This is a genomic window from Paenibacillus polysaccharolyticus (genome assembly GCF_900102085.1).
In the GTDB taxonomy this organism is placed as follows: Bacteria; Bacillota; Bacilli; order Paenibacillales; family Paenibacillaceae; genus Paenibacillus; species Paenibacillus polysaccharolyticus.
Genome location: NZ_FMVM01000003.1, coordinates 183,435 through 203,813 on the forward strand (window position 1 = coordinate 183,435; position 20,379 = coordinate 203,813).

General features: G+C 43.6%; 18 protein-coding genes and 1 pseudogene. 5 read left to right on the forward strand and 14 right to left on the reverse strand.

Features of this window, described 5'->3' with window-relative positions; all coding sequences use genetic code 11:
• Positions 1 to 99: 99 nt before the first annotated feature.
• A complete protein-coding gene (locus tag BLQ13_RS05485; RefSeq protein WP_090916871.1) occupies positions 100 to 816 on the reverse strand; it encodes a pseudouridine synthase in 717 nt (238 codons plus the stop codon).
• Between the two features lie 310 nt (positions 817 to 1,126).
• Between BLQ13_RS05485 and BLQ13_RS05490 the strand changes: the two genes are divergently transcribed.
• From BLQ13_RS05490 to BLQ13_RS05505, 4 genes are all read left to right on the forward strand, one after another.
• On the forward strand, positions 1,127 to 2,335 hold the full coding sequence (locus BLQ13_RS05490) for an MFS transporter (RefSeq protein WP_090916873.1): 1,209 nt from the start codon (positions 1,127 to 1,129) through the stop codon (positions 2,333 to 2,335).
• 107 nt (positions 2,336 to 2,442) lie between these two features.
• A complete protein-coding gene (locus tag BLQ13_RS05495; protein ID WP_090916875.1) occupies positions 2,443 to 3,681 on the forward strand; it encodes an aspartate aminotransferase family protein in 1,239 nt (412 codons plus the stop codon).
• Between the two features lie 73 nt (positions 3,682 to 3,754).
• The gene (locus BLQ13_RS05500) at positions 3,755 to 4,792 is read left to right on the forward strand and encodes a zinc-dependent alcohol dehydrogenase (protein WP_090916877.1); all 1,038 of its coding nucleotides are present in this window, start codon (positions 3,755 to 3,757) and stop codon (positions 4,790 to 4,792) included.
• A gap of 127 nt (positions 4,793 to 4,919) precedes the next feature.
• On the forward strand, positions 4,920 to 5,633 hold the full coding sequence (locus BLQ13_RS05505) for an HAD family hydrolase (protein WP_090917314.1): 714 nt from the start codon (positions 4,920 to 4,922) through the stop codon (positions 5,631 to 5,633).
• A gap of 124 nt (positions 5,634 to 5,757) precedes the next feature.
• Here BLQ13_RS05505 and BLQ13_RS05510 read toward each other — a convergent pair whose 3' ends face one another.
• The 5 genes from BLQ13_RS05510 to BLQ13_RS05530 form a co-directional block, all read right to left on the reverse strand.
• On the reverse strand, positions 5,758 to 5,943 hold the full coding sequence (locus BLQ13_RS05510) for a YjfB family protein (protein ID WP_420848903.1): 186 nt from the start codon (positions 5,941 to 5,943) through the stop codon (positions 5,758 to 5,760).
• Positions 5,944 to 6,047: 104 nt separating this feature from the next.
• A complete protein-coding gene (locus BLQ13_RS05515; protein WP_090916881.1) occupies positions 6,048 to 6,308 on the reverse strand; it encodes a hypothetical protein in 261 nt (86 codons plus the stop codon).
• A gap of 37 nt (positions 6,309 to 6,345) precedes the next feature.
• Positions 6,346 to 7,206 carry a Cof-type HAD-IIB family hydrolase gene (locus BLQ13_RS05520; RefSeq protein WP_208606754.1) on the reverse strand — a complete coding sequence of 287 codons (861 nt, stop codon included), beginning with the start codon at positions 7,204 to 7,206 and terminating at the stop codon, positions 6,346 to 6,348.
• A 51-nt stretch (positions 7,207 to 7,257) separates the two neighbouring features.
• Positions 7,258 to 7,716 (reverse strand): SMI1/KNR4 family protein, encoded by a 459-nt coding sequence (locus tag BLQ13_RS05525; RefSeq protein WP_090916883.1) that lies wholly within the window; start codon positions 7,714 to 7,716, stop codon positions 7,258 to 7,260.
• A 17-nt stretch (positions 7,717 to 7,733) separates the two neighbouring features.
• Positions 7,734 to 8,255 (reverse strand): GNAT family N-acetyltransferase, encoded by a 522-nt coding sequence (locus BLQ13_RS05530; protein ID WP_090916885.1) that lies wholly within the window; start codon positions 8,253 to 8,255, stop codon positions 7,734 to 7,736.
• Positions 8,256 to 8,453: 198 nt separating this feature from the next.
• On the opposite strand from BLQ13_RS05530, the gene BLQ13_RS05535 reads away from it, so the two are divergent.
• A complete protein-coding gene (locus tag BLQ13_RS05535; RefSeq protein ID WP_090916888.1) occupies positions 8,454 to 9,614 on the forward strand; it encodes a S8 family peptidase in 1,161 nt (386 codons plus the stop codon).
• A 136-nt stretch (positions 9,615 to 9,750) separates the two neighbouring features.
• Here the strand turns inward: BLQ13_RS05535 and BLQ13_RS05540 are convergent.
• The 8 genes and pseudogenes from BLQ13_RS05540 to BLQ13_RS05575 all read right to left on the reverse strand — a co-directional run bounded on the left by BLQ13_RS05540 (position 9,751) and on the right by BLQ13_RS05575 (position 20,259).
• Positions 9,751 to 10,149 (reverse strand): annotated as a pseudogene (locus BLQ13_RS05540) (RidA family protein).
• Positions 10,150 to 10,449: 300 nt separating this feature from the next.
• On the reverse strand, positions 10,450 to 11,892 hold the full coding sequence (locus BLQ13_RS05545) for a 6-phospho-beta-glucosidase (RefSeq protein WP_090916890.1): 1,443 nt from the start codon (positions 11,890 to 11,892) through the stop codon (positions 10,450 to 10,452).
• A gap of 63 nt (positions 11,893 to 11,955) precedes the next feature.
• On the reverse strand, positions 11,956 to 13,869 hold the full coding sequence (locus tag BLQ13_RS05550; protein ID WP_090916892.1) for a beta-glucoside-specific PTS transporter subunit IIABC: 1,914 nt from the start codon (positions 13,867 to 13,869) through the stop codon (positions 11,956 to 11,958).
• Positions 13,870 to 14,209: 340 nt separating this feature from the next.
• Positions 14,210 to 15,049 (reverse strand): BglG family transcription antiterminator LicT, encoded by an 840-nt coding sequence (gene licT, locus BLQ13_RS05555; protein WP_090916894.1) that lies wholly within the window; start codon positions 15,047 to 15,049, stop codon positions 14,210 to 14,212.
• Between the two features lie 156 nt (positions 15,050 to 15,205).
• On the reverse strand, positions 15,206 to 15,511 hold the full coding sequence (locus BLQ13_RS05560; protein WP_090916897.1) for a hypothetical protein: 306 nt from the start codon (positions 15,509 to 15,511) through the stop codon (positions 15,206 to 15,208).
• Positions 15,512 to 15,586: 75 nt separating this feature from the next.
• Positions 15,587 to 16,147 (reverse strand): AAA family ATPase, encoded by a 561-nt coding sequence (locus BLQ13_RS05565; protein WP_090916900.1) that lies wholly within the window; start codon positions 16,145 to 16,147, stop codon positions 15,587 to 15,589.
• A 206-nt stretch (positions 16,148 to 16,353) separates the two neighbouring features.
• Positions 16,354 to 17,442, reverse strand: a complete 1,089-nt coding sequence (locus BLQ13_RS05570; RefSeq protein ID WP_090916902.1) for an acyltransferase — start codon at positions 17,440 to 17,442, stop codon at positions 16,354 to 16,356.
• A gap of 126 nt (positions 17,443 to 17,568) precedes the next feature.
• Entirely contained in the window at positions 17,569 to 20,259 is a 2,691-nt protein-coding gene (locus tag BLQ13_RS05575) for a family 78 glycoside hydrolase catalytic domain (RefSeq protein WP_090916904.1), read from the reverse strand.
• Positions 20,260 to 20,379: the final 120 nt, after the last annotated feature.

Here is a 20,379-nt window from a genome sequence, read left to right on the forward strand (position 1 = left end):
ACAATGTAAAAAACACGATCCCTAGCAAACGGGGTCGTGTCTTCTGCGTCTTTTTCGAAAAAAATTAGCTTATATCACAGAGATTGGGCAAGTCCATCACTACTCATCCCCTGCTTTGTCTTGATCTAACTGAGACATAAGTAACTCCAACTCCTGTTTCTCCAGATGTCTCCACTCTCCCCTTTTCAACCGTTCATCCAGTGTAATGTTCATAATCCGAATTCTCTCCAGCTTTAAAACCCTGTACCCCAGCGCTTTGCACATTCGGCGGATTTGTAAATTAAGCCCTTGTGTCAAAATAATTCGAAAGACGTTCTCGTCTTGTCTATACACCTCACATGGTTTGGTAACCACATTCAGAATCTCCACACCTTTTGACATGGATTGAAGAAATGCAACAGTGACCGGCTTGTCCACGGTAACGACATATTCTTTCTCATGATGATGCTCCGAACGCATCATTTTGTTCACGATATCTCCATTATTGGTGAGTAAAATCAACCCCTCTGACGCTTTATCCAGCCGGCCGACTGCAAAAATGCGTGAAGGATAATTCACAAACTGAATGATATTGCCCTCAATATGTTCAGCTGCCGTGCATGTAATGCCAACGGGTTTGTTCAGAACGATATACACGGCCTCAGGATTCCGCTCTGGAATGCGCTCCCCATCCATCAGCACGATGTCTCCTGGTGCAACCGTATCTCCTTTTACACATACCCTGCCGTTGATTGTAATTCTTCCGGCTGCAATGCGCCGAGTCGTTTCCCTGCGGGAAAAATGCCCCGTCTCACTTATGTATTTGTTGATTAACATATTTCACCGCTTCTCATTATTTGATCTGTATATACAACTGTTCTTTCATTCATTTGAACAATTATTCCGTTTACCTTAAAAGCGTTGAACCTCATCTTCTCATGAAATGAAAAGTGACGCAACTGAGTCACCTTCGACATAAATCTTGTAATCGGACAGGATGAACTAAAAAAAGAATGACCTCGCCAAACTTTAACATAATTTTACAATAAAAAGCTTGTACATTTTCAAAATTATGGTATAAGTTAAATATAAAATAAACATTTATTTCAATTTATAAAAATGTTATCCACTTCAAGGAGGTAGACATTTGAAAAGAATATTCGTTTTAAGTTGCGGCTTCTATCTGCTGATTGGCATAACCAGCGTAGTACTTGGTGCGCTTCTACCCGTTTTATTACCTCATTATGAACGCGGTTACAGTGACGGGGGATTTCTACTATTTTTGCAGTTTCTCGGGTTTCTTGTCGGTGTACTTGTGTCACCGTCCATGACGGCTAAAATTGGTCGAAAATGGATGCTCACCCTTGCGTTGATCTTCATTATTGCAGCTTATTTGGTGCTCGGATGGTTGCCTTCGTGGAACGTCCTGCTTTTGTTAACCATTCTTGTCGGGTTTGGCTCAGGCATCATCGAACCTTCTGTTGGAGCCTTCACTATTGAATTTACGGAAAATCAGAAAGCGGTCGCCATGTCCAAACTGGATGTTTATTTCGCCCTTGGCGCACTTCTCATCCCCGCGGCGGCAGCTCTGTTCATATGGTTGGGTCAGTGGCACTTGACGTTCTTCACGGTTGCTGCCTGCGCACTCATCCTCATGGTTTCATGGGTCACCATGCCTCGGCCTGCTGCACAATACCTCGAACAGGCTGGAGAAAACACGACACAACAGGGGGCAAACAAAGTCCGTTATTCCAAAAAAAATCTGGGGCTGCTCTCCCTCTTCGTTGTCTTTTTCTTTGTTTACATGGGACTGGAGCTTGGATTGATGAATTTCCTGCCCTCCATTCTGGTAGAACGTTTGGAGCTGAAAGAATCTATCGCCTCCCTAAGTGTATCTATTCTGTGGATTGCCATGATTGTAGGACGCCTTTTCTCTGGCAAAATCGCTGAAGCCGTCAATTATATGCCCTTCTTGATCTGGAGCACGATAGGAACATTGCTGTTTACGGTATCTATGATATTCGTGTCCGGTCAATGGGTAACATATGGGCTAATCTTTGGAACAGGATTATTTATGTCGGGTTTATTCTGCATCGCACTCGTCTATGCGAATGTACTGATTCCTGGCATGACGGAAAGGACAACGAGTATATTGATTGCCTCCGGCGGTATTGGCGGTGCAACGTTACAGTATCTCACGGGATGGAGTATGAGCGCATGGCCGATCGTCGGCACCATCATGATTTTAGCGGGATTTTGTTTGCTTTTATTGCTGACATTGATCCTCTCCCACCTGTGGAACACTCGAGATGAATCGTTGAGCTCTGCATTCCCGCAACAAACCAAAGAAATATAATTTGCAAGGCTACTGACTTCAACACCTGAAAGGGGGGATGCCCAAACCATCCGGAATGAATCATATTGTTCACCTAGCTAGTACACTAAACTATTGGAGGAATCCGAATGCAAACTTTAACCAATAACCGCTTTACAGTCGGAAAAGGGATTAAGTTGATTGACGATGCAGGTGTGGAATATCTAGATGGCGTCTCGGGTACGTTTAATCTGTCCTTGGGATATAATCATCCACATGTAGTCAATAAAATTCAGGAACAAGTCGGCAATCTTACGCATATGTCTTCCTCCTTCACGGAACCTTACGTCAATGAAGTATTGGAACACTTGATTGAGTACGCTCCGAACAATATCGATGCCGGATGGATGCGGGATATTACCGGGTCTACGGCCAATGAGTGCGCAACTAAAATTGCCCAGAAGTATACAGGATCAACGGACATCATCAGCTTGTACCTTTCTCATCATGGACAGACCCAATTCGCAACGGGCATCTCAGGTAATGCCTTTAGACGCAAGCGTTTTCCTAATTCGTCAGCGCCTAATGCGGTTCATGTACCCGCACCATATTGTTATCGTTGCCCGTTCAAAAGTGAAAGTAGCGAGTGCGGATATCAATGTGTTGAAGCGATATCTGATGCTATAGAGTATGCCAGCTCAGGCTCGGTTGCTTGTATGATTATTGAGCCCATTCTCGGAAATGGCGGCAACATCGTTCCACCGTTAGGATATTTCAAGCGCCTTCGCCAATTATGTGATGAGAACAACATGCTTCTCATTGCTGATGAAGTTCAAACGGGTGTCGGACGTACGGGTACGATGTTTGCTAGCGAATTATTTGATATCCAGCCCGACATGATTACACTTGCCAAAGGCCTTGGCGGTATCGGTGTACCTGTAGCTGCAGTTCTGATGCAATCTCGATTAAATGTACTGGAAAAACATGAGCATTCTTTTACCTCAGGCAGTAATCTCATCTCGGTCACCGCTGCCAAATCCACACTGGAAGTGGTCTCAGAACCGGGATTTCTGGATGCGGTCAAACGAAAAGGAATTTTGCTTGGCGGACTGCTACACGAGCTCGCTCTTAAATATCCTAGCATCGGAGAAGCCCGCGGAGTGGGACTCATGTGGGGACTTGAAATCGTGGGTGATCAAAATGAGCCAGATACTCCAAAAACCAATGCGATCATCGACCGTGCCTTTGAAGATCAACATTTGATTCTACGCAGTTCACGGTACGGCTTTGGCAACGTCGTTAAAGTACGCCCTTCTCTGACAACGACCGAAGACGAACTGGTTGAGATTGTCGATCGATTGGATTCTGTCCTCGCCAGCGTTCATTAATGATGGGAAGTTATTTTAGCATCAAAATGTAGTTTGAAAAAATGTAGTTCCTACAAAAAAAGGAGGTTCCATCATGCTTGCATTAGTATATAAATCTGCATGGGATATCGCACTCGAGGAACGACCCGTTCCCGAAATTACCAGAGATAATCAGGTGCTTGTGCGTATACGGGCAACCGGGGTCTGTGGAACAGATTTAGGCATTGTTAGCGGAAAATATCATGCGATTCCTTCCGTCATTCTTGGACATGAATCCGCAGGTGAAGTAATTGCTGTCGGCTCCGCCGTCACCACTCTGCAACCAGGAGATCGTGTGGTCATCGACCCTACGTATTACTGTGGTCAATGCGAGATGTGCAGGACAGTAAGGCAGAACCACTGTACTCACAAGTCCGTTACGGAAACGGGAGTAAGTGCAGATGGCACGTTTACGGATTATTACGTGACAGAAGATCGCTTTTTATATCAATTAAAAGATCATGTTAGCTACGAAGAAGCCACTCTAACCGAGCCGCTAAGCTGTATGTTGACAGGCATTAACCAGATTCACTTGTTGCCGAATTTCAGAACGATTATTCTTGGTGCCGGGCCCATTGGCATCCTATACAGCTACGCACTCGCTTCCAAAGGCGTAACGGGAAGTCTTGTCGACATCTCCGAAGAACGCTTATCTATTGCAGGCTCCATTGCACCAGACCGCTGGCAAGTTCATGCTTCCTTTGAGCAGGCGATCGCAGACATTGCCCCTGCAACCGGACAAGTCGATATGATTGTAGATACCACTGGTGTTGTAGGCACTCAAGTATTATCACAGCTTGCTAGTGGCGGCTATCTGATGCTGGTTGGTTTACGGGATGGGAATACGTCCTTTAACCCGAAGGAAGTTGTGGATCGCAGCCTGAAAATTATCGGCTCTATTGACTCCCTTGGAACGTTTGCTACCGCACATTATATGATTGAACAACAGATTATTCCTGCCAAAAAAATTATAACCCATTCTTTTCCGCTGGAAGATTACGAAGAAGCATTCCGCACACTTGGATGCGATATACAGGGACGCACCTTACAAGCCTCCTCTCACGCCATCAAGGTTGTACTGCAATCCAATTAATTCGTTCTTCGTAGCTTGCTGGAATGCTGAATAAAAAGCAGTTACACTAAAACATATGAGACATCATTCAGAGGAGGAATGCAGCATGACAGCAGATCAAGTGGCTGGACGTCTGGACAGGAATCAGATGCAGGATGAACATCGTCATCTTTCTATTCAAGGGGTCATTTTTGATATGGATGGCGTTCTGATCGACAGTGAACCGATTTATTTCGAGATAGAGCGGAGTTCATTTGATCATTTTGGGGCAGCCGTGACGTTGAAAGAACATCATTCTTTTGTCGGTGTCACGCTAGAATCCATGTGGCAACAAGTTATCGACAAATATCAGGTCAAGGTGCCGCTGGAAGAGATTCTTGCGTATCATCAACAGCATGTCATGGAAAAGATGTTAGCTCATGCCAAGCTTGTGGCTATGCCTGGGGTAGAACGGTGGATTCGCTGGCTACATGAGCAACACATCCCGATTGCCGTTGCTTCCTCATCCCCTCGGGCACTCATTGATCTAATCATGGAGAAAACGGGATTGGGTGCGTTCTTTGATGTTCGCCTGACTGGTGAAGAGGTTGAACACGGCAAACCGGCTCCGGATATTTTCCTGGCCGCAGCCGAGCGAATCGGTGTATCTCCGGCGAATTGTCTGGTTATAGAGGATTCACGCAACGGTGTTCAAGCCGCCAAAAGTGCAGGCATGCGTTGTATCGGATATCATAATCCGGGGTCGGGCAATCAGAATCTGTCCAAAGCAGATGTGCAAATTTCCAGCTATGATGAGCTGTGGACATTGAAAGATAAGCTGCCTTTTGAGAACGTAGCACCGGACTTACCAAGATCAGTTTAATATAGATTTTATCGGGAAAAACAAACGTGAAGCCGTTCCAATTCCTTCGAATTGAAACGGCTTCACGTTGTGCTTGCTGCATGTTTTGTGAAACAAAACATCTTGATCTTCATCCCGAAAGGGATTATACCGAAATATCAAGACTTCTTCCCAGATTGGGGTGAGGAGCTTGCGCCGACTTCAACATCTCGGCCATCTGCTGACCTTGCTGCTGTGCCATATCTTTGGTCATTGACATCACTTGCAGACTTGCCGCCTGAGCTAGCGAAGCCTGACTCTTGGCCATAGATAGTGCTGCGATATCCATCATGTGCACTCCTTTCGCCTTGTCTTATTATTTCGTATACCTCTTCATATATCGGTCAAAGAAAGGCAAATGTTATACGAGATCCAATAACGTATCAAAGTTATTCATCAGTCAAGATATGTGAATATGCCATCTGTTTCTTTGGCTCTTAATGTAACTTTAACGCCCAACTGCTCTGGCTGGGGATATACCTTTTTGATATCTGCGATCATCTCTTTTACCATTGCTTCAAGCTGCTCAAGCGTGATGTCTTTAGATACCGTACGTATTTTCAACAGCTCATGTTTTTGAAAAGAGCCTCCTCCATCTTGCGTGTTTTCCTGTCCCCAAGCACTAAGTTCAAATTCCACTTTTATGCTCTCAGGCATGTACTCACCTCTCCTCTCTGGTTCCATACAAGTAACCTTACGCCTCTATTAATCCATATTTCACAAAACTATGATACAATCCATCTTCTTCCACGGAGCCCGTGATATCATCAGCAATGGCTTTCAGCCCAGGCTTCGCATTGCCCATCGCAATCCCTACAGCACAGAACTCCAGCATCTCTGCATCATTCATGCCATCACCGATGGCCAGTGTATCTTCTCTCGACATTCCCAGATGCTCTAACAGATCAGCAATCGCAATCGCTTTGTGAATTCCTGGAATCATCAGCTCTCCACTACCTTCCCCGAAAACAGGTACCGTACACTGAATCACCTCAAACTTGCCTTCAAATTCCTGTTTGATTCGTTCAAACGGGACGACTGTACTTTCCAGAAAACAGACCTTATTTACGTCATCTTTATACAGATCGGCTTCGCCGTACGTTAATCCTGCGATAAACGGATGAGGTTTTGTTTCCTTTTTCTCCCGCGCAACTGGATCATTCTCGATATCGCCATAGATACGGCGTTCCAAATGGGATTGAAGATTACTGCTTGCGTACAATGCCGAGTTGGATTCAAGATAGAAATCAATGCCGTGTTCATTGAAGAAATCGACCATATGACGAACATCTTCTGCCGTTACTTTTTTATGATATAACACGTCAGAACCATACTCCACGTATCCGCCGCCTGCTCCAATCAATCCGTCAAAGCCTACATCCCAGATCGAATCATAGATCTCAGCCTTAGAGCGGCCTGTGCATAAATACAGCAGATGTCCATTCTTACGCGCTTGTTTACAAGCCTCTTGAGCAGACAATGGGATATTACCGTCATCGTCTACCAACGTGCCATCAATATCAATAAATACGATTTTTGGTTTTATGTTGCTCATCTGTTATTCCCCCAGTTGTATTCTCTGTCTGAAACCTTACGTTTTACTGTACTAAGCGTTCCGAGGTGTTCGTTGATCAATCAACTTTTCTAGAAATTCGGCAAAAGAATCCGCATACACTTCAGGCTCTCCATTAAAGTAATCTAAACGCATCACCTTGAATTCTCCGCGTGCATCAGCCATTCTTGTATCGAAATAGTAATATTCATCCTCATCCGGGATAAACAATTCCAGCTTGCCTTCCTGCTTTGCCTGTTCATCTGCCAGTCTGTAGATATAGAGAATGTCCGTATCCGTGTACTCTCTGTGCTCTGATGAAGTAATGGTTAGAATTCCTGTCCCGCTTAACATCGCTTGTCCATAATTGAGAAGCCACCATCGGTAGGAAGGAGGCAATGAAAAACCCAGCTCCTGTTCAACCTCGACAATCCAGCTTTCTTGAACTTGATGGTTCGGGAACCATTTTAACGCCTTTGTGTGGGCCAGTTTCTCAATCAGACTTGTGTACATTCCTACATCTCTCCGATCTAAATGTTGATGGGTTTATCCATATGCACGATTTGCCATTCATTTTGCTCTTCCGTAATAAATGTAAACCCTTGACGCTCCCAGAAATTCACGGCTCCTGGCAGAAAACGATGGGTATGCAGATATAACGTTGTATACTGCATTTTAGTCACGGTCCGTTGCAGTTCTTGTACCAATCGTGAACCAATGCCATACCTTCGGTAAGCAGGATCAACGTAACATTTTACAATCTCAGCTGCGGTATGAGCCGAGTAACGACCTTCAATAACCTGAATTCGCCCATCATAAGGAACAATACCAATCGAACCGATAATACCTGCTTCATCCGATCGTGCAATCACAAAAACAGTATCATTCCGGTTCATGTAATATTCGTCGAACTGCTTAAAATCCTTAGGCAATACGCTATGATCCATCATCGGAAATACTTCACTACGCACACGCATAGCAAAATCAATCGCTTCCTGAATCTCATAGGATCGAACAGGTCTTACTTCGGGCTTCACCTGATGTTCTGTCAACCATATCACATTCCTTATTTTCTTTTATAAAATACTTCTCTTCATCTTAACGAATTCTTATAAACCTATCAATTAGCGATATTCAAACCTATGAATCTATCTATACTCACGACCAATTTGGAAGCAAGCCCGCGCATTTTCATAGATTCCGCATAGGATAAGGCGTGTCAGAATCCAATATGGAAAGGGGTAAAGCCGATGTGGTTATGGTTAGGCATCTTGGCCGTTTTCATTTTGATCTCCACCTGGCTCACCCTTCGTTATATCGACCAAAGGGAAGCAAATACATTCGATCCTCACGCCCCCCATCAACTGTTACTCAAGTTCAAAGAAGGTACAACCCCTGATCAGATGCACACCCTTCATCGAAAAACGAAATGCAAAGTCGCCGAAACCTATGAAGACCTCGGGTGGTACCGAATCGAATCTCGCAAAAAAATGCACAGGATGCTCAAGCAGTACAAGGATCATGATCTCATTGAACATGCACATCCCAACTATCTGGTTGAAGCTTCATTCATACCCAATGATCCCTTCTTCCCTTATCAATATAATCTCACCAAAATCAATGCACCTGCTGCATGGGATATCACTCAGAGTAACAGCTCGATTAAAATTGCCATCATTGATACGGGTGTACAGTTGAATCATCCTGAACTTGCATCCAAGCTCTTGCCCGGTTACGATTACGTTGATTATGACAACATCCCTGAGGATGGAAATGGACATGGCACCCATGTTGCCGGTATCGCTGCTTCCATTACCAATAATGGTGTTGGGATTGCGGGCACAGCACCTCTCGCTTCCATCGTACCGCTTCGTGTGCTCGACAACAACGGCCAAGGGACGATTGGTAACGTGGGCAATGGGCTTGTTTTTGCAGCCAATAACGGCGTTCAAGTGATCAATCTGAGTCTGGGTGGACCGACAGGAGATGCTTTCCTTCAGGCTGCTGTTCAGTACGCATGGGATCGGGGAGCTGTCATTATTGCAGCAGCAGGTAATGACAATACGTCATTTCCGATTGTTCCAGCATCGTATGCTAACGTCATCGCTGTTGCATCCACCAACTCATCCGACCTGAAATCGAATTTCTCCAATTACGGTTCTTGGGTAGATATGGCTGCACCGGGTGATACTATTCTCTCCACGTACCTTGGTGGATCGTACGCTTATCTTAGTGGAACATCAATGGCCGCTCCGCAAGTTGCTGGCGTGGCTGCTTTACTCGCATCCCAAGGCAAAACGAACGCCCAAATTCGGGATGCCCTATGTTTCGCTTCAGACCCTGTATCGGGTTCAGGCATCTATTGGACGTACGGGCGGCTGAATGCCAATCAAAGTGTGCAAGTCCCATAAAGATGCGTGTGTTCATTTACCGCTAACCTATTAGGTTGACCCTTATTGCCTTATATTTCATCGTCATTATGCAAATAAAACGATGGAGCTTCTACAAGATAGAAGCTCCATCGCATTTATAGAAATGTATTTGGTTTTATAGTTTTGCAGCCCAAATTTCGATTTCAATCTTGATCTCAGGCAGACCTAACTCTGTAATATATCCAATCGTCATTGCAGGATAATCATGATCGAATAATTGCTCCCATTCGTTGTACAGGTAATCCCAGTCTATTTTCTCCGTTGCCCACACATTCACTTTTATAATATGTTCAGCATGCAAATCTTCGGATTGCATAACGATTTTGATATTGTGAAATGTATTGGTGACTTGTTCATTCAACGTATTCGGAAATTGACCATTCACATCTACGCCAACCTACCCTGATGTCACAAACAACTCTGCATTTCTCGGAATTTTTGTGATATGCGTATAATTCCCTACAGGGGATGGCATATTGGTTGGATTTTTTCTCGTAATTTTTTCATTTGTCATGTTCATTACCTCATCATTCCTAAGATTTTTCTACGGTTTTTCATTATTTTGATCTCCATTTGGGCAGACTTGTCCCGTGTTTTGGATTCTAGAAAAATACCGCAGTGGAGTATCCATATCCTGAAGATATAAACGCAAGTGATTTTTTCTTCATGGCTGATGACTCCCCCTTCTTAGTTGACAAGATTTTCTACATTTATAAATTATAATAAAACCCATAACACGAGTCAAACGGACGTCAAGCCATTGATTCCTTATAAAAACCAAAAACAATCCCGTGCGAACGGGACTGTTCTTGGTCTAGAAATATTTTGCGCCATTACTTGCAATAACCTCTTTGTACCAATGGAAGCTTTTCTTTCTTACCCGACGAAGTGTTCCGCTTCCATCGTTATTTCTGTCTACATAAATGTAGCCATACCGCTTCTTCATCTCACCCGTACCTGCGCTAACCAGATCAATGGGACCCCAACTGGTGTACCCGATCAGTTCTACACCATCCTGAATCGCTTCGGCCATCTCAGCGAAGTGGCTATTCAGATACTCAATGCGATAGTCATCTTCAACCGTGTCATTATCCAGCAACACATCGGTCGCACCGAGTCCATTTTCGACAATAAACAACGGTTTGCCGTAGCGATCATGAAGCTGGTTACACGTAATACGAAGCCCTTTGGGATCAATGGTCCAGCCCCATTCGGACGCTTGAAGATACGGATTCTTCACCGATCCAAACACGTTGCCTTCGGTGGAGTCCTTCAACACTTCAGGATCAGCACTTGTACAACGGCTTGCATAATAGCTAAAACCAATGTAATCCACTGTATGATGCTTCAAAATTTCGGCATCTTCTGGCTGCATCTCAATACGGATATTATTCTCTCTGAAGAAACGTTTGGTATAACCCGGGTACTCTCCTTTGGACTGTACATCAATAAAGAAGAATGATTCCCGGTCTTTATCCATCGCTTTCCACACATCATCCGGATGTGAACTGTAAGGGTACACCGTACCCGCGGCCAGCATACATCCAATCTGTGCACTCGGAATAATCTCGTGACAAGCTTTAACTGCCAGTGCACTTGCAACCAGCTCATGGTGAGCCGCCTGATACAACACTTGCTCTTTGTCCTCACCTTCCTGAAGCACGATCCCCGCACCAATATAAGGCAGATGAAGCAGCATGTTGATTTCGTTAAATGTCATCCAGTATTTCACTTTATCTTTGTAACGAGTAAACAGTGTTTTGGCATAGGTTTCGAAAAAGCTGACCATCTTGCGGTTTTTCCAGCCACCGTAGTTCTTCACCAAATTCACAGGTACATCAAAGTGACATATGGTCACGACGGGTTCAATATTGTGTTTTAACAGTTCATCAAAGACATCATCATAAAACTGAAGCCCCGCTTCATTCGGCTCTGCATCATCACCGTTCGGGAAAATCCGTGCCCAGGCTACCGAAAGCCTGAGGCACTTGAATCCCATTTCTGCAAATAAAGCAATATCTTCCTTGTACCGATGATAAAAATCAATCGCGTCATGTGAAGGATAGAATTCTCCTTCTTTGGGTTCAAACGAATCCAGATTACCCAGCGCAATCGGAAAACGATTGGCTCCAATCGGGATCAGATCAACCGTAGTTAACCCTTTCCTCCCTTCAAGATAAGCACCTTCCAGTTGATTCGCTGCCGTTGCTCCTCCCCAGAGAAAATCATCTGGAAAGGCCTTCATTTTTTCAACCATTTGAATAATTCCTCCGATTCATCATAGGCATTTATGATCCAGTTCAATCCGTTCAAGCACGTATTAGTTCAGTACTGTCAGCAGTTTATCCTGCTCGTTCACAGTCTGACTTTTAGTAGGGACAACGTCGAGATAACTGGAAGTATTGGTGATAATTACTGGGGTTACGATCTCGTATCCCGCATCTTTAATCGCTTGCAGATCAAACTCCATAATGAGATCACCTGCATTGACACGATCACCATCTTTGACATGTGCAGTAAAGTGTTGGCCTTTCAATTGCACCGTATCTTGACCAATGTGAATCAGCATCTCTACACCATCATCTGTAACAAGACCAATTGCGTGTTTGGTACGATACACGGTTTGCACAACACCTGTAATCGGGGACACAACTCTACCACTGGTTGGACGGATGGCAATCCCTTTACCCATATGTTCTCCTGCAAACGTAACATCGTTAATTTCTTTCAGTTCAACCACTTCACCAGCCATTGGGCTAACGATTTCATAACGGTTATTCGGGTTAGGATCAAGTACAGGTGCCGGAGCGGCTGTTTTTTCAACTGGATCTTTGAAGCCCACAACATAAGTCAAGATGAAACCAAGAATGAATGCGATAATTGTAGCTGCTACAACCCAGAAGAATACGGAATTCATTCCTTCTGTAGGGCTTACATAGCTCGGATAACCGAAGATCCCTAGACCACCAATGATGTAACCTTTCGCTCCGAACAAACCAAGGATACCTCCACCAATACCACCAGCAATACAGCTCATAATAAATGGTTTTTTGAGTGGTAGTGTCACACCGTAAATCGCTGGCTCAGTTACACCGAATATACCGGAAATGAATGCAGGTGCACCGAGTGTTTTCACTTTTTGGCTTTTCGTTTTCAGCATAACCGCCAGCACTGCACCGATCTGAGCAAAGGAAGCTGCAAAAGAAAGTGCCAGAATCGAATCATAACCAAGCGTAGCAAGGTTAACGAATACCAATGGAACGAGTCCCCAGTGGAGTCCGAACAAGACGAATACTTGCCACAAACCACCGATTACAAGACCTGTAAGTAACGGACTCAGTCCGTAAATGGAAGATGTAAATGCACCTAACAGTTGACCTGCCCATGTCGCAATCGGGCCAATAACCAAAAATGTAAGGGGTACAATAACGAGCAACGTACAAAATGGAACCAAGAAGTTACTGACTACTTTAGGCATAACTTTTTTGAAGAAACGTTCAATTTTAACCGCGAAGAACGTAGCTATAATAATCGGGATAACGGATGAGGCATAATCCATCAAAATGACCGGAATACCTAGAAACTCTATCCGGATCGGTGATTCAAACAAAGTGCCTGCAAACAAAGTGTACATCGGTTCCCCAGCGCGTATTCCCGCAAGTGTCGGGTAGACTAACGATGCACCGATGGCCATACCCAGGAACGGGCTTCCACCGAATTTTTTAATGGCTGTGTATCCAAGGAAGATCGGGAAGAAGTAAAACAAACAATCTCCAATAGCGTTTAACAACGCATACGTACCTTCCGTATTATTAATCCAACCAAGGGACACGAACATCGCCGTGAAACCTTTGATCATCCCTGTTGCTGCAAGCAATCCGAGAACCGGAGTAAATACACCGGAGATCATATCGACAAAACGGTTAAACAAATTGCCTTTTGGACCGGAGTCTGCATCATCCGCATCGACTTGACCCTCAGCAGACAGATTGCCTACTTTAACCACAGCTTTATATACGTCCGGCACTTCGTTGCCGATTACGACTTGATATTGTCCTCCGCTCTGCATAACGGTAATTACACCAGGCATATTTTTCAGTTCTTCTGTTTTGGCTACGCTTTCATTTTTCAGTTTAAACCGCAATCTCGTTACGCAATGGAATACACTGTTTACGTTCTCAGGTCCACCAACCCGTGACAGAATGTCTTTTGCTAATTGATCGTAGTTGCTCATTGTCATTCTTCCTCTCTAAGTAGACTCCCCATGCTTGTGAAACAAAGAAAACCTGAACTACTGAACAATCACAACGTACCGGAGATCCGGAAATCAGTCATGTTATTCAGCAATTCAGGTTTTGCCCTTAACGGTTGCAACCCTGTAAGGCTGTACACATTGATATTTGATTATAAACTGCAAGCACATTGATTCATCCTCAAACCTTTCGGTCCGGCATTGCCTGATTGAACAGTAACAATCCGTTTGGATAATGTATGCGCTTACTTCTTGACATCATCATAGTACATCCGCACTATGTTTGCAAGCACTTTTTTAATTTATTGGTTAATCGTCATGATTATTCAGATGTTGCATTGACCACTCGCTCAATATGAATGGTTAAATACATCATTTCTTCGTCAGTCAGTTGATAGGTGTAGTTATTTTCAATGAATTTTTTGATTTTAACAGAGCACTTGTATGCATCCGGGTATTTTTTCTGAATCATCTGAAACAATTCATCATCATTGTTGCTCTTATAGTGTTTCCCCTTCACCATCCGCTGCGCGAAATACTTCAGGTGAGTAACAAAACGAGTATAGTTCAACGCATTCTCATCAAAGTCTATTTTGAAGTGATATTTAATAACGGTCAGAATCTCCTGCATCACCTGCGTCATGCTACGTATATTGGGCATCTCTTCGTTAAGTGCTGCATTCACAAAATGCAATGCCATAAATCCGGCCTCATCCTCCGGCAAAAGCACTCCAAATTGATCACAGATCATATTTAACGCTTCAAGCCCCACTTCATACTCATCCTTATACAACTGCTTGGTTTCCCATAACAACCCATTCCGAATCGGAAGATTATTGCGATACCGCTCAATGGCAAAATGAATATGATCCGTAAGATGCAGATAGATACTCTCATTTAACTTCTTCCCAAGCTTCAGCTTGGCATACGCAATAATTTCTTCGGACACTTTCATATACTCAAGTGGAATGCTGGCAATTAAAGCCTTGAAGTTTTCCTGAATATCTTCATTCTGTAAAGTAAAGATCTTGTCAACATGCTGGTCAGAGATCAGATCACCCGCCTTTTTTTGAAAAGCGATACCTCTACCAATAACAATAACTTCCTGTTCATCTTTGATGGCGACTACCGCATTATTGTTTAACACCTTCTCAATTCTCACTTCATCACTCCAATATACAGAAAAAGGCAAACCATACCTGCGCCTTGAGGTTACTGGACATGCCCTTATCTCTTCAATGTGAACTATATGTGCGTTCATGGTATTACATTTCACTGTTTTATGCAACTAGAAAACGCTAACAGTCTCTGATTGGGATTACGTTTTTTTATGTTTGCTGTCCCGCTCCAATTCCGCCTCAATCTTACGATTAATAACTTCCATTCTCTCGGATGAGATTCGATCTATATCTTTGTATGCCTGATTCGCCTCGTAATCTTCTGACTCTTCTTTAGTCATTAATTTCAGATGATTTTTGATCGTCTGTATATCTTGACGCATATACATCGTCTGCCTGTATTGATCAATAACAACGGCAAAGACGATACCTCCCACGATGATTGGGCCATAAGGAAACATAATACACGAAACAATGCCTACCAATACAAGCATTAAGAAATACATTCGTATCCTCCTGTTTAGTAGAGTATTTCAACCTTAGTATGAATATTCTTAAACAAGCTGGTCAGTTGTATTAAACTACAAATTAAAGTGTTGCCGAATCCGTTGCGCCGATTGCTCAGCACTTTGATTTGTATTATCTATTCGAAGATAATGCTCATGTTTAACTTCTCCCGGTTCGGAATTTAATCGATATTTTCTCATAGAATGCAATAATTCTCCCTCAGACCAAGCAATGTCTCTTTTGGTTGGTTTATGAAGTAAACGATTGGAGCTTTTGTTCCGTTCCAGTCGTTCTGCAACGTTCGCTTCTAGTTCTACATAACATACTTCCGCACCTTGGGAAACAAACATATCGGTAAGATGACGAATATAGGCATGATCTTGCTCCACGTCAAAAGCCCATACAAATGTAAAAATAAGACCCGGAAGCTCACTCTGAGCAACCGCACGAAAGATCTCCTCCCGAAACAATCCTACAAGTCTCTTCCCCTCTGAAGTGCTATAGCTAAAATAGGGGGATACAAGATCGATCGTCATATGATTATGAAACAGCTTCAGATCGGTGATCTTCTCCAGTTCCTGTCCAACGGTCATTTTACCAACTGCTTGCGGTCCAAAGATAATAATTAGTTTCATTGGTTTCCTCCACCTAAATATAATCGGATGCGAATCCTTAAACAGTATATATTTAATCTATTTTCCCATTCATTTCTTTTTAAGGGTATTCTATCATCATACCTTTCTTGTAATAAATAAAAAAGAGATTTCAAAATCTCCTTGTTAAAATGGATTGAAATCTCTTTGTACTTTTCCACATATTTTATTAAAAAATGAACGTATCATTACCGTCCGATGAGAACCCATCCCCATTTTAGTCGGCGTAGTCCCACCGCACAGAGCCATGAAAGCAACAATGATGCGATAAATGATAACACAACGCCTAGGCTGAAGTGACGGGCAAAATCGTCGGTGAGCACAAGTCTCCAGATCATCAAAACTAAAGGATGAATTAAAAAGATTCCAAATGCAACTTTGCCCAGAGAGTCTGTGAAGCGTGACACTTTATATTCGCTCCTGCGGCCTCTCGTACCCACTTTCTCACTCAAAACCAAGAGCACGAGACAAGCAGAAAGTGTAAATATATTTCGTACAATAAACAACACACTGTACATCAAAACCGGCCATTCGATTAACGTTGTTTTAATGATGCCAGAGGCGTACATCGAAATCGCTGCTCCGCTTATAAGTGCAACCAGCAGCACATAACGCAGGTGCATCATTTTATTCATCAACCATTCGAAGTTCAGTCCCATCCATGCTCCAAACCCGATCACTATCAAATAACTGGGTAACAGACTGCCTGTTCGTTCGAAGTCAAACTTTACATTCAATACGTAAAACAGCCCTTGCGCTGCAATAAAATACAAAGGTAAATATTTTCTAAACCATGGTTTCCTTGTTAAATATAATATCCATGGAAAAACGATATAAAACTGGAGAATAATCAGAAAAAAGTACAAATGTGTATGAGCGGTCCCAAGGGTTAATTGCTTCACAAACTGAACACTGTATGCTAATGGTTCCTTTCCTGCAATCAACTTCTTGATGACAAAATAGATCAGCGACCACACGACATACGGCACAAATATATAGAACATTCGCTTCTTATAAAAGGAAATGATCCAGTCCTTCTCGTTTAACTTAGCACTGTAGTTATAGAACAGAACCAGTGAAGATAAAAACAAGAACGCCGGAACTGCAAATTGCAGAAATGTATTCCAGAAATAAAACAGATCATGATCCCATGTATTTTTGGGATAATGCGCAACAGCAGTTGATGTTGCGTGGATCGCTACAACTGCCATAATCGCAATAGCGCGATAGAGATCCAGATACTCTATGCGTCGGGGACGATTAACCGGTGGACTCATACTTGTAACCTCACTTGTGTCTGATAATAGAAAGATAGTCTCCGTCAATCCAGATTCCAAATCTTATTTTAATCAGCTAGCGAGGAGATTACAATCTTAATTTGTAGTATATTCAATTAACAAGGTTTAGCTACACTCACCCTCTTCAGTAATCATCCTGTAGGTGAATCGATATTTCCCAGATCCTACAGTAATAGCTACATCTGTGCCTGATTTGTTTAAAAATACATAATCAGCAGATTGATGAATCAGGCTGCCGTTCTCCCTAATCGTTTGACGATCGGCATGTGGCAGATGTATCTCCGCTCTCGTATTGGCAGGAATCTGAACACAAAGTTCCATTTCCCCATGTGTCTGTCGACGCCAACTAGACTTTACTTGGCCATACATACTCTCAAAACTAGCCTCTGCCCATTCCAGTCCCGGACCTGGATATGGCTTGATACGAACCTTCTTAAATCCGGGTTGCTTTTCATCAGGCTGAATCCCTGCCACATAACGATACAACCATTCTCCTATAGCACCATAGGCATAATGATTAAACGAATTCATATCAGCACTCCACAGGCTCCCATCCTCTCTCATGCCATCCCAATGCTCCCACACGGTTGTTGCTCCCTGCGTCACCTGGTATAGCCAGGACGGATAATCTTCCTGCAACAATAATTCATAGGCTAGATCATTCCTGCCCATATCACTTAATACCGGATTCAAATAAGGTGTTCCTACAAAGCCGGTTGTAAGATGATTCTGTGTTTCTTTTAATAGTTCAGTCAATTGAGCAGCAACACGTTTAGAGGCTGATGTCTCAAGCAGATCAAACTGTAAGGCGAGCACATGCGCTGTTTGTGTTGGAACTGCTAGTCTGCCTGCAGGAGTGACATATTCATCTTGAAATGCCTTGACAATATTTCGATGCAGCTCATCATAAACCTTAACATCTTCCAATTTACCGAGTGCAGCCGCAGCTTTACGAGTCAATGAAACGGAGTATGCATAAAATGCAGTTGCGACATAATGAATGTCCGTCGCCCCAACGTAACTGCCTGGCTTGGAATCCAGTGCAAGCCAATCCCCGAAATGAAACCCTGTATTCCAGAGGAAGACATTCTCTCCCTGATCATAAATATACGCAATCCATCTCTGCATACTTTCATATTGCTCCTTGAGCAATCGCATGTCCCCATACATTTCGTACATGACCCAAGGACAGATCACCGCCGCATCTCCCCAAGCAGATGAGGAATGACTTGTCTCTCCCCAGCCTTCAGGTATCAAGCTTTTCAGATCTGGAACAAAAAACGGCACGCCCCCATCTTCCCCTTGCTCTGCTCGCAAATCCCGAAGCCACTTCGTAAAAAAGGGAGCTGTATTCATCAGATAAGCGGAGGTTCTAATGAACATCTGCGCATCTCCTGTCCATCCCAGCCTCTCATCCCGCTGCGGACAATCCGTGGGCACGTCAACAAAGTTCCCTTTTTGTCCCCATAAAATATTGTGATGGAGTTGATTAACCAACGGGCTGGAGCAAGAGAAGTGGCCCGTGCGTTCCATGCTGGAATGAAGGACAACTCCTGTAAACTGATCTAAAACAACCTCTTCCGGGAACCCAATTAATTTTACATAGCGGAATCCTTGAAAAGTAAAATGAGGTTCATATGTCTCCATCCCTCCTCCTTTGAGGGTGTAATGTATCCTTTGTTTGGCAGCACGAAGATTATCGATATAAAAATTCCCCTGGTGATCTAATATTTCGGCATGGTGCAGTTCAACCGCCCACCCTGCATCCCCCTCAATACTGAATCTCACCCAGCCTACCATGTTCTGTCCCATATCGAGTACCCGATCTCCTTGCGGTGTTGTCAGTAAAGCTATGGGCTGTAGTTGCTCTATCTGCATGACAGGTACATTCTCTTGCGCAACGATGATGTCCTTTGGATAGGAAAGGACCTGAGCAGGTACCCACGCACCTTGAGATTGGTCTCCCCAGTCGCTCTCCATACGCGCATCATAGATTTCCCCCATATAAATGTCTGACATGCGAATGGCACTTGGTGCAGTAGACCACTCCTCATTCGAGCCGATGATCTCTTCCGAGCCATCAACATATCGAATATGAAGCTCCAGCAGTAAAGCAGATGTAGAACCGAAAATCTTTCGTTCTTTATTCCAACCAAAATGTCCCAGGTACCAGCCATCTCCAAGATAGGCTCCAAGCACATTTTCTCCAGTCTTAAGCTGATGGGTCACCTCATACGTCTGATACTGCAAGCGCTTACTATAAGTCGTCCAACCTGGCGTAAAATAATCCTCACCTACCCGAGTATGATTCAAATGTAACTCGTACATTCCAAGTGCCGTAGCGTAAATAGTTGCACGCAGAACAGGTTTCACAATGTGAAAGAATCTTCTCATGCGTGGACAGGATGATTCAGGTTCACCAGATCTGTTGGCTGTAATCCACTTTCCGGTCCAATCGGTGCTTAGTTCCATGCGTCCCATCTCAAAATAAGCGGCATCAGACCACTCTGAGGAATTTTCAAATGCATCCCAAACCTGAACCCGGTAAAAATAGCGTGTTCGAGCAGCAGGTTGAAAACCTTCGAGCTCGACATGAACAGACTGATCTGATGTCAGCTGTTGTGAATCCCATATAATAACTGCAAAATCCGGTGTATGAGATAGCTGAACCTGATAAGACGCCTGTATACAGTTCCTACGATCTGATTCTAGCTTCCAGCTCAGTCGGGGCGATTTGACATCCAGACCAATTGGATTCAACCGATATTCACACCGAAGGTCACTGATCTTTAACATATTGTGATCATCCTCTCCATCATGGCTTCCCTTGGTAGGTTACGATATAATTATATCGATTCCAGGGTGTGAATTATCCGGTAAAACGGACTCTTTTACCCCCTTATACAGCCATCTGTG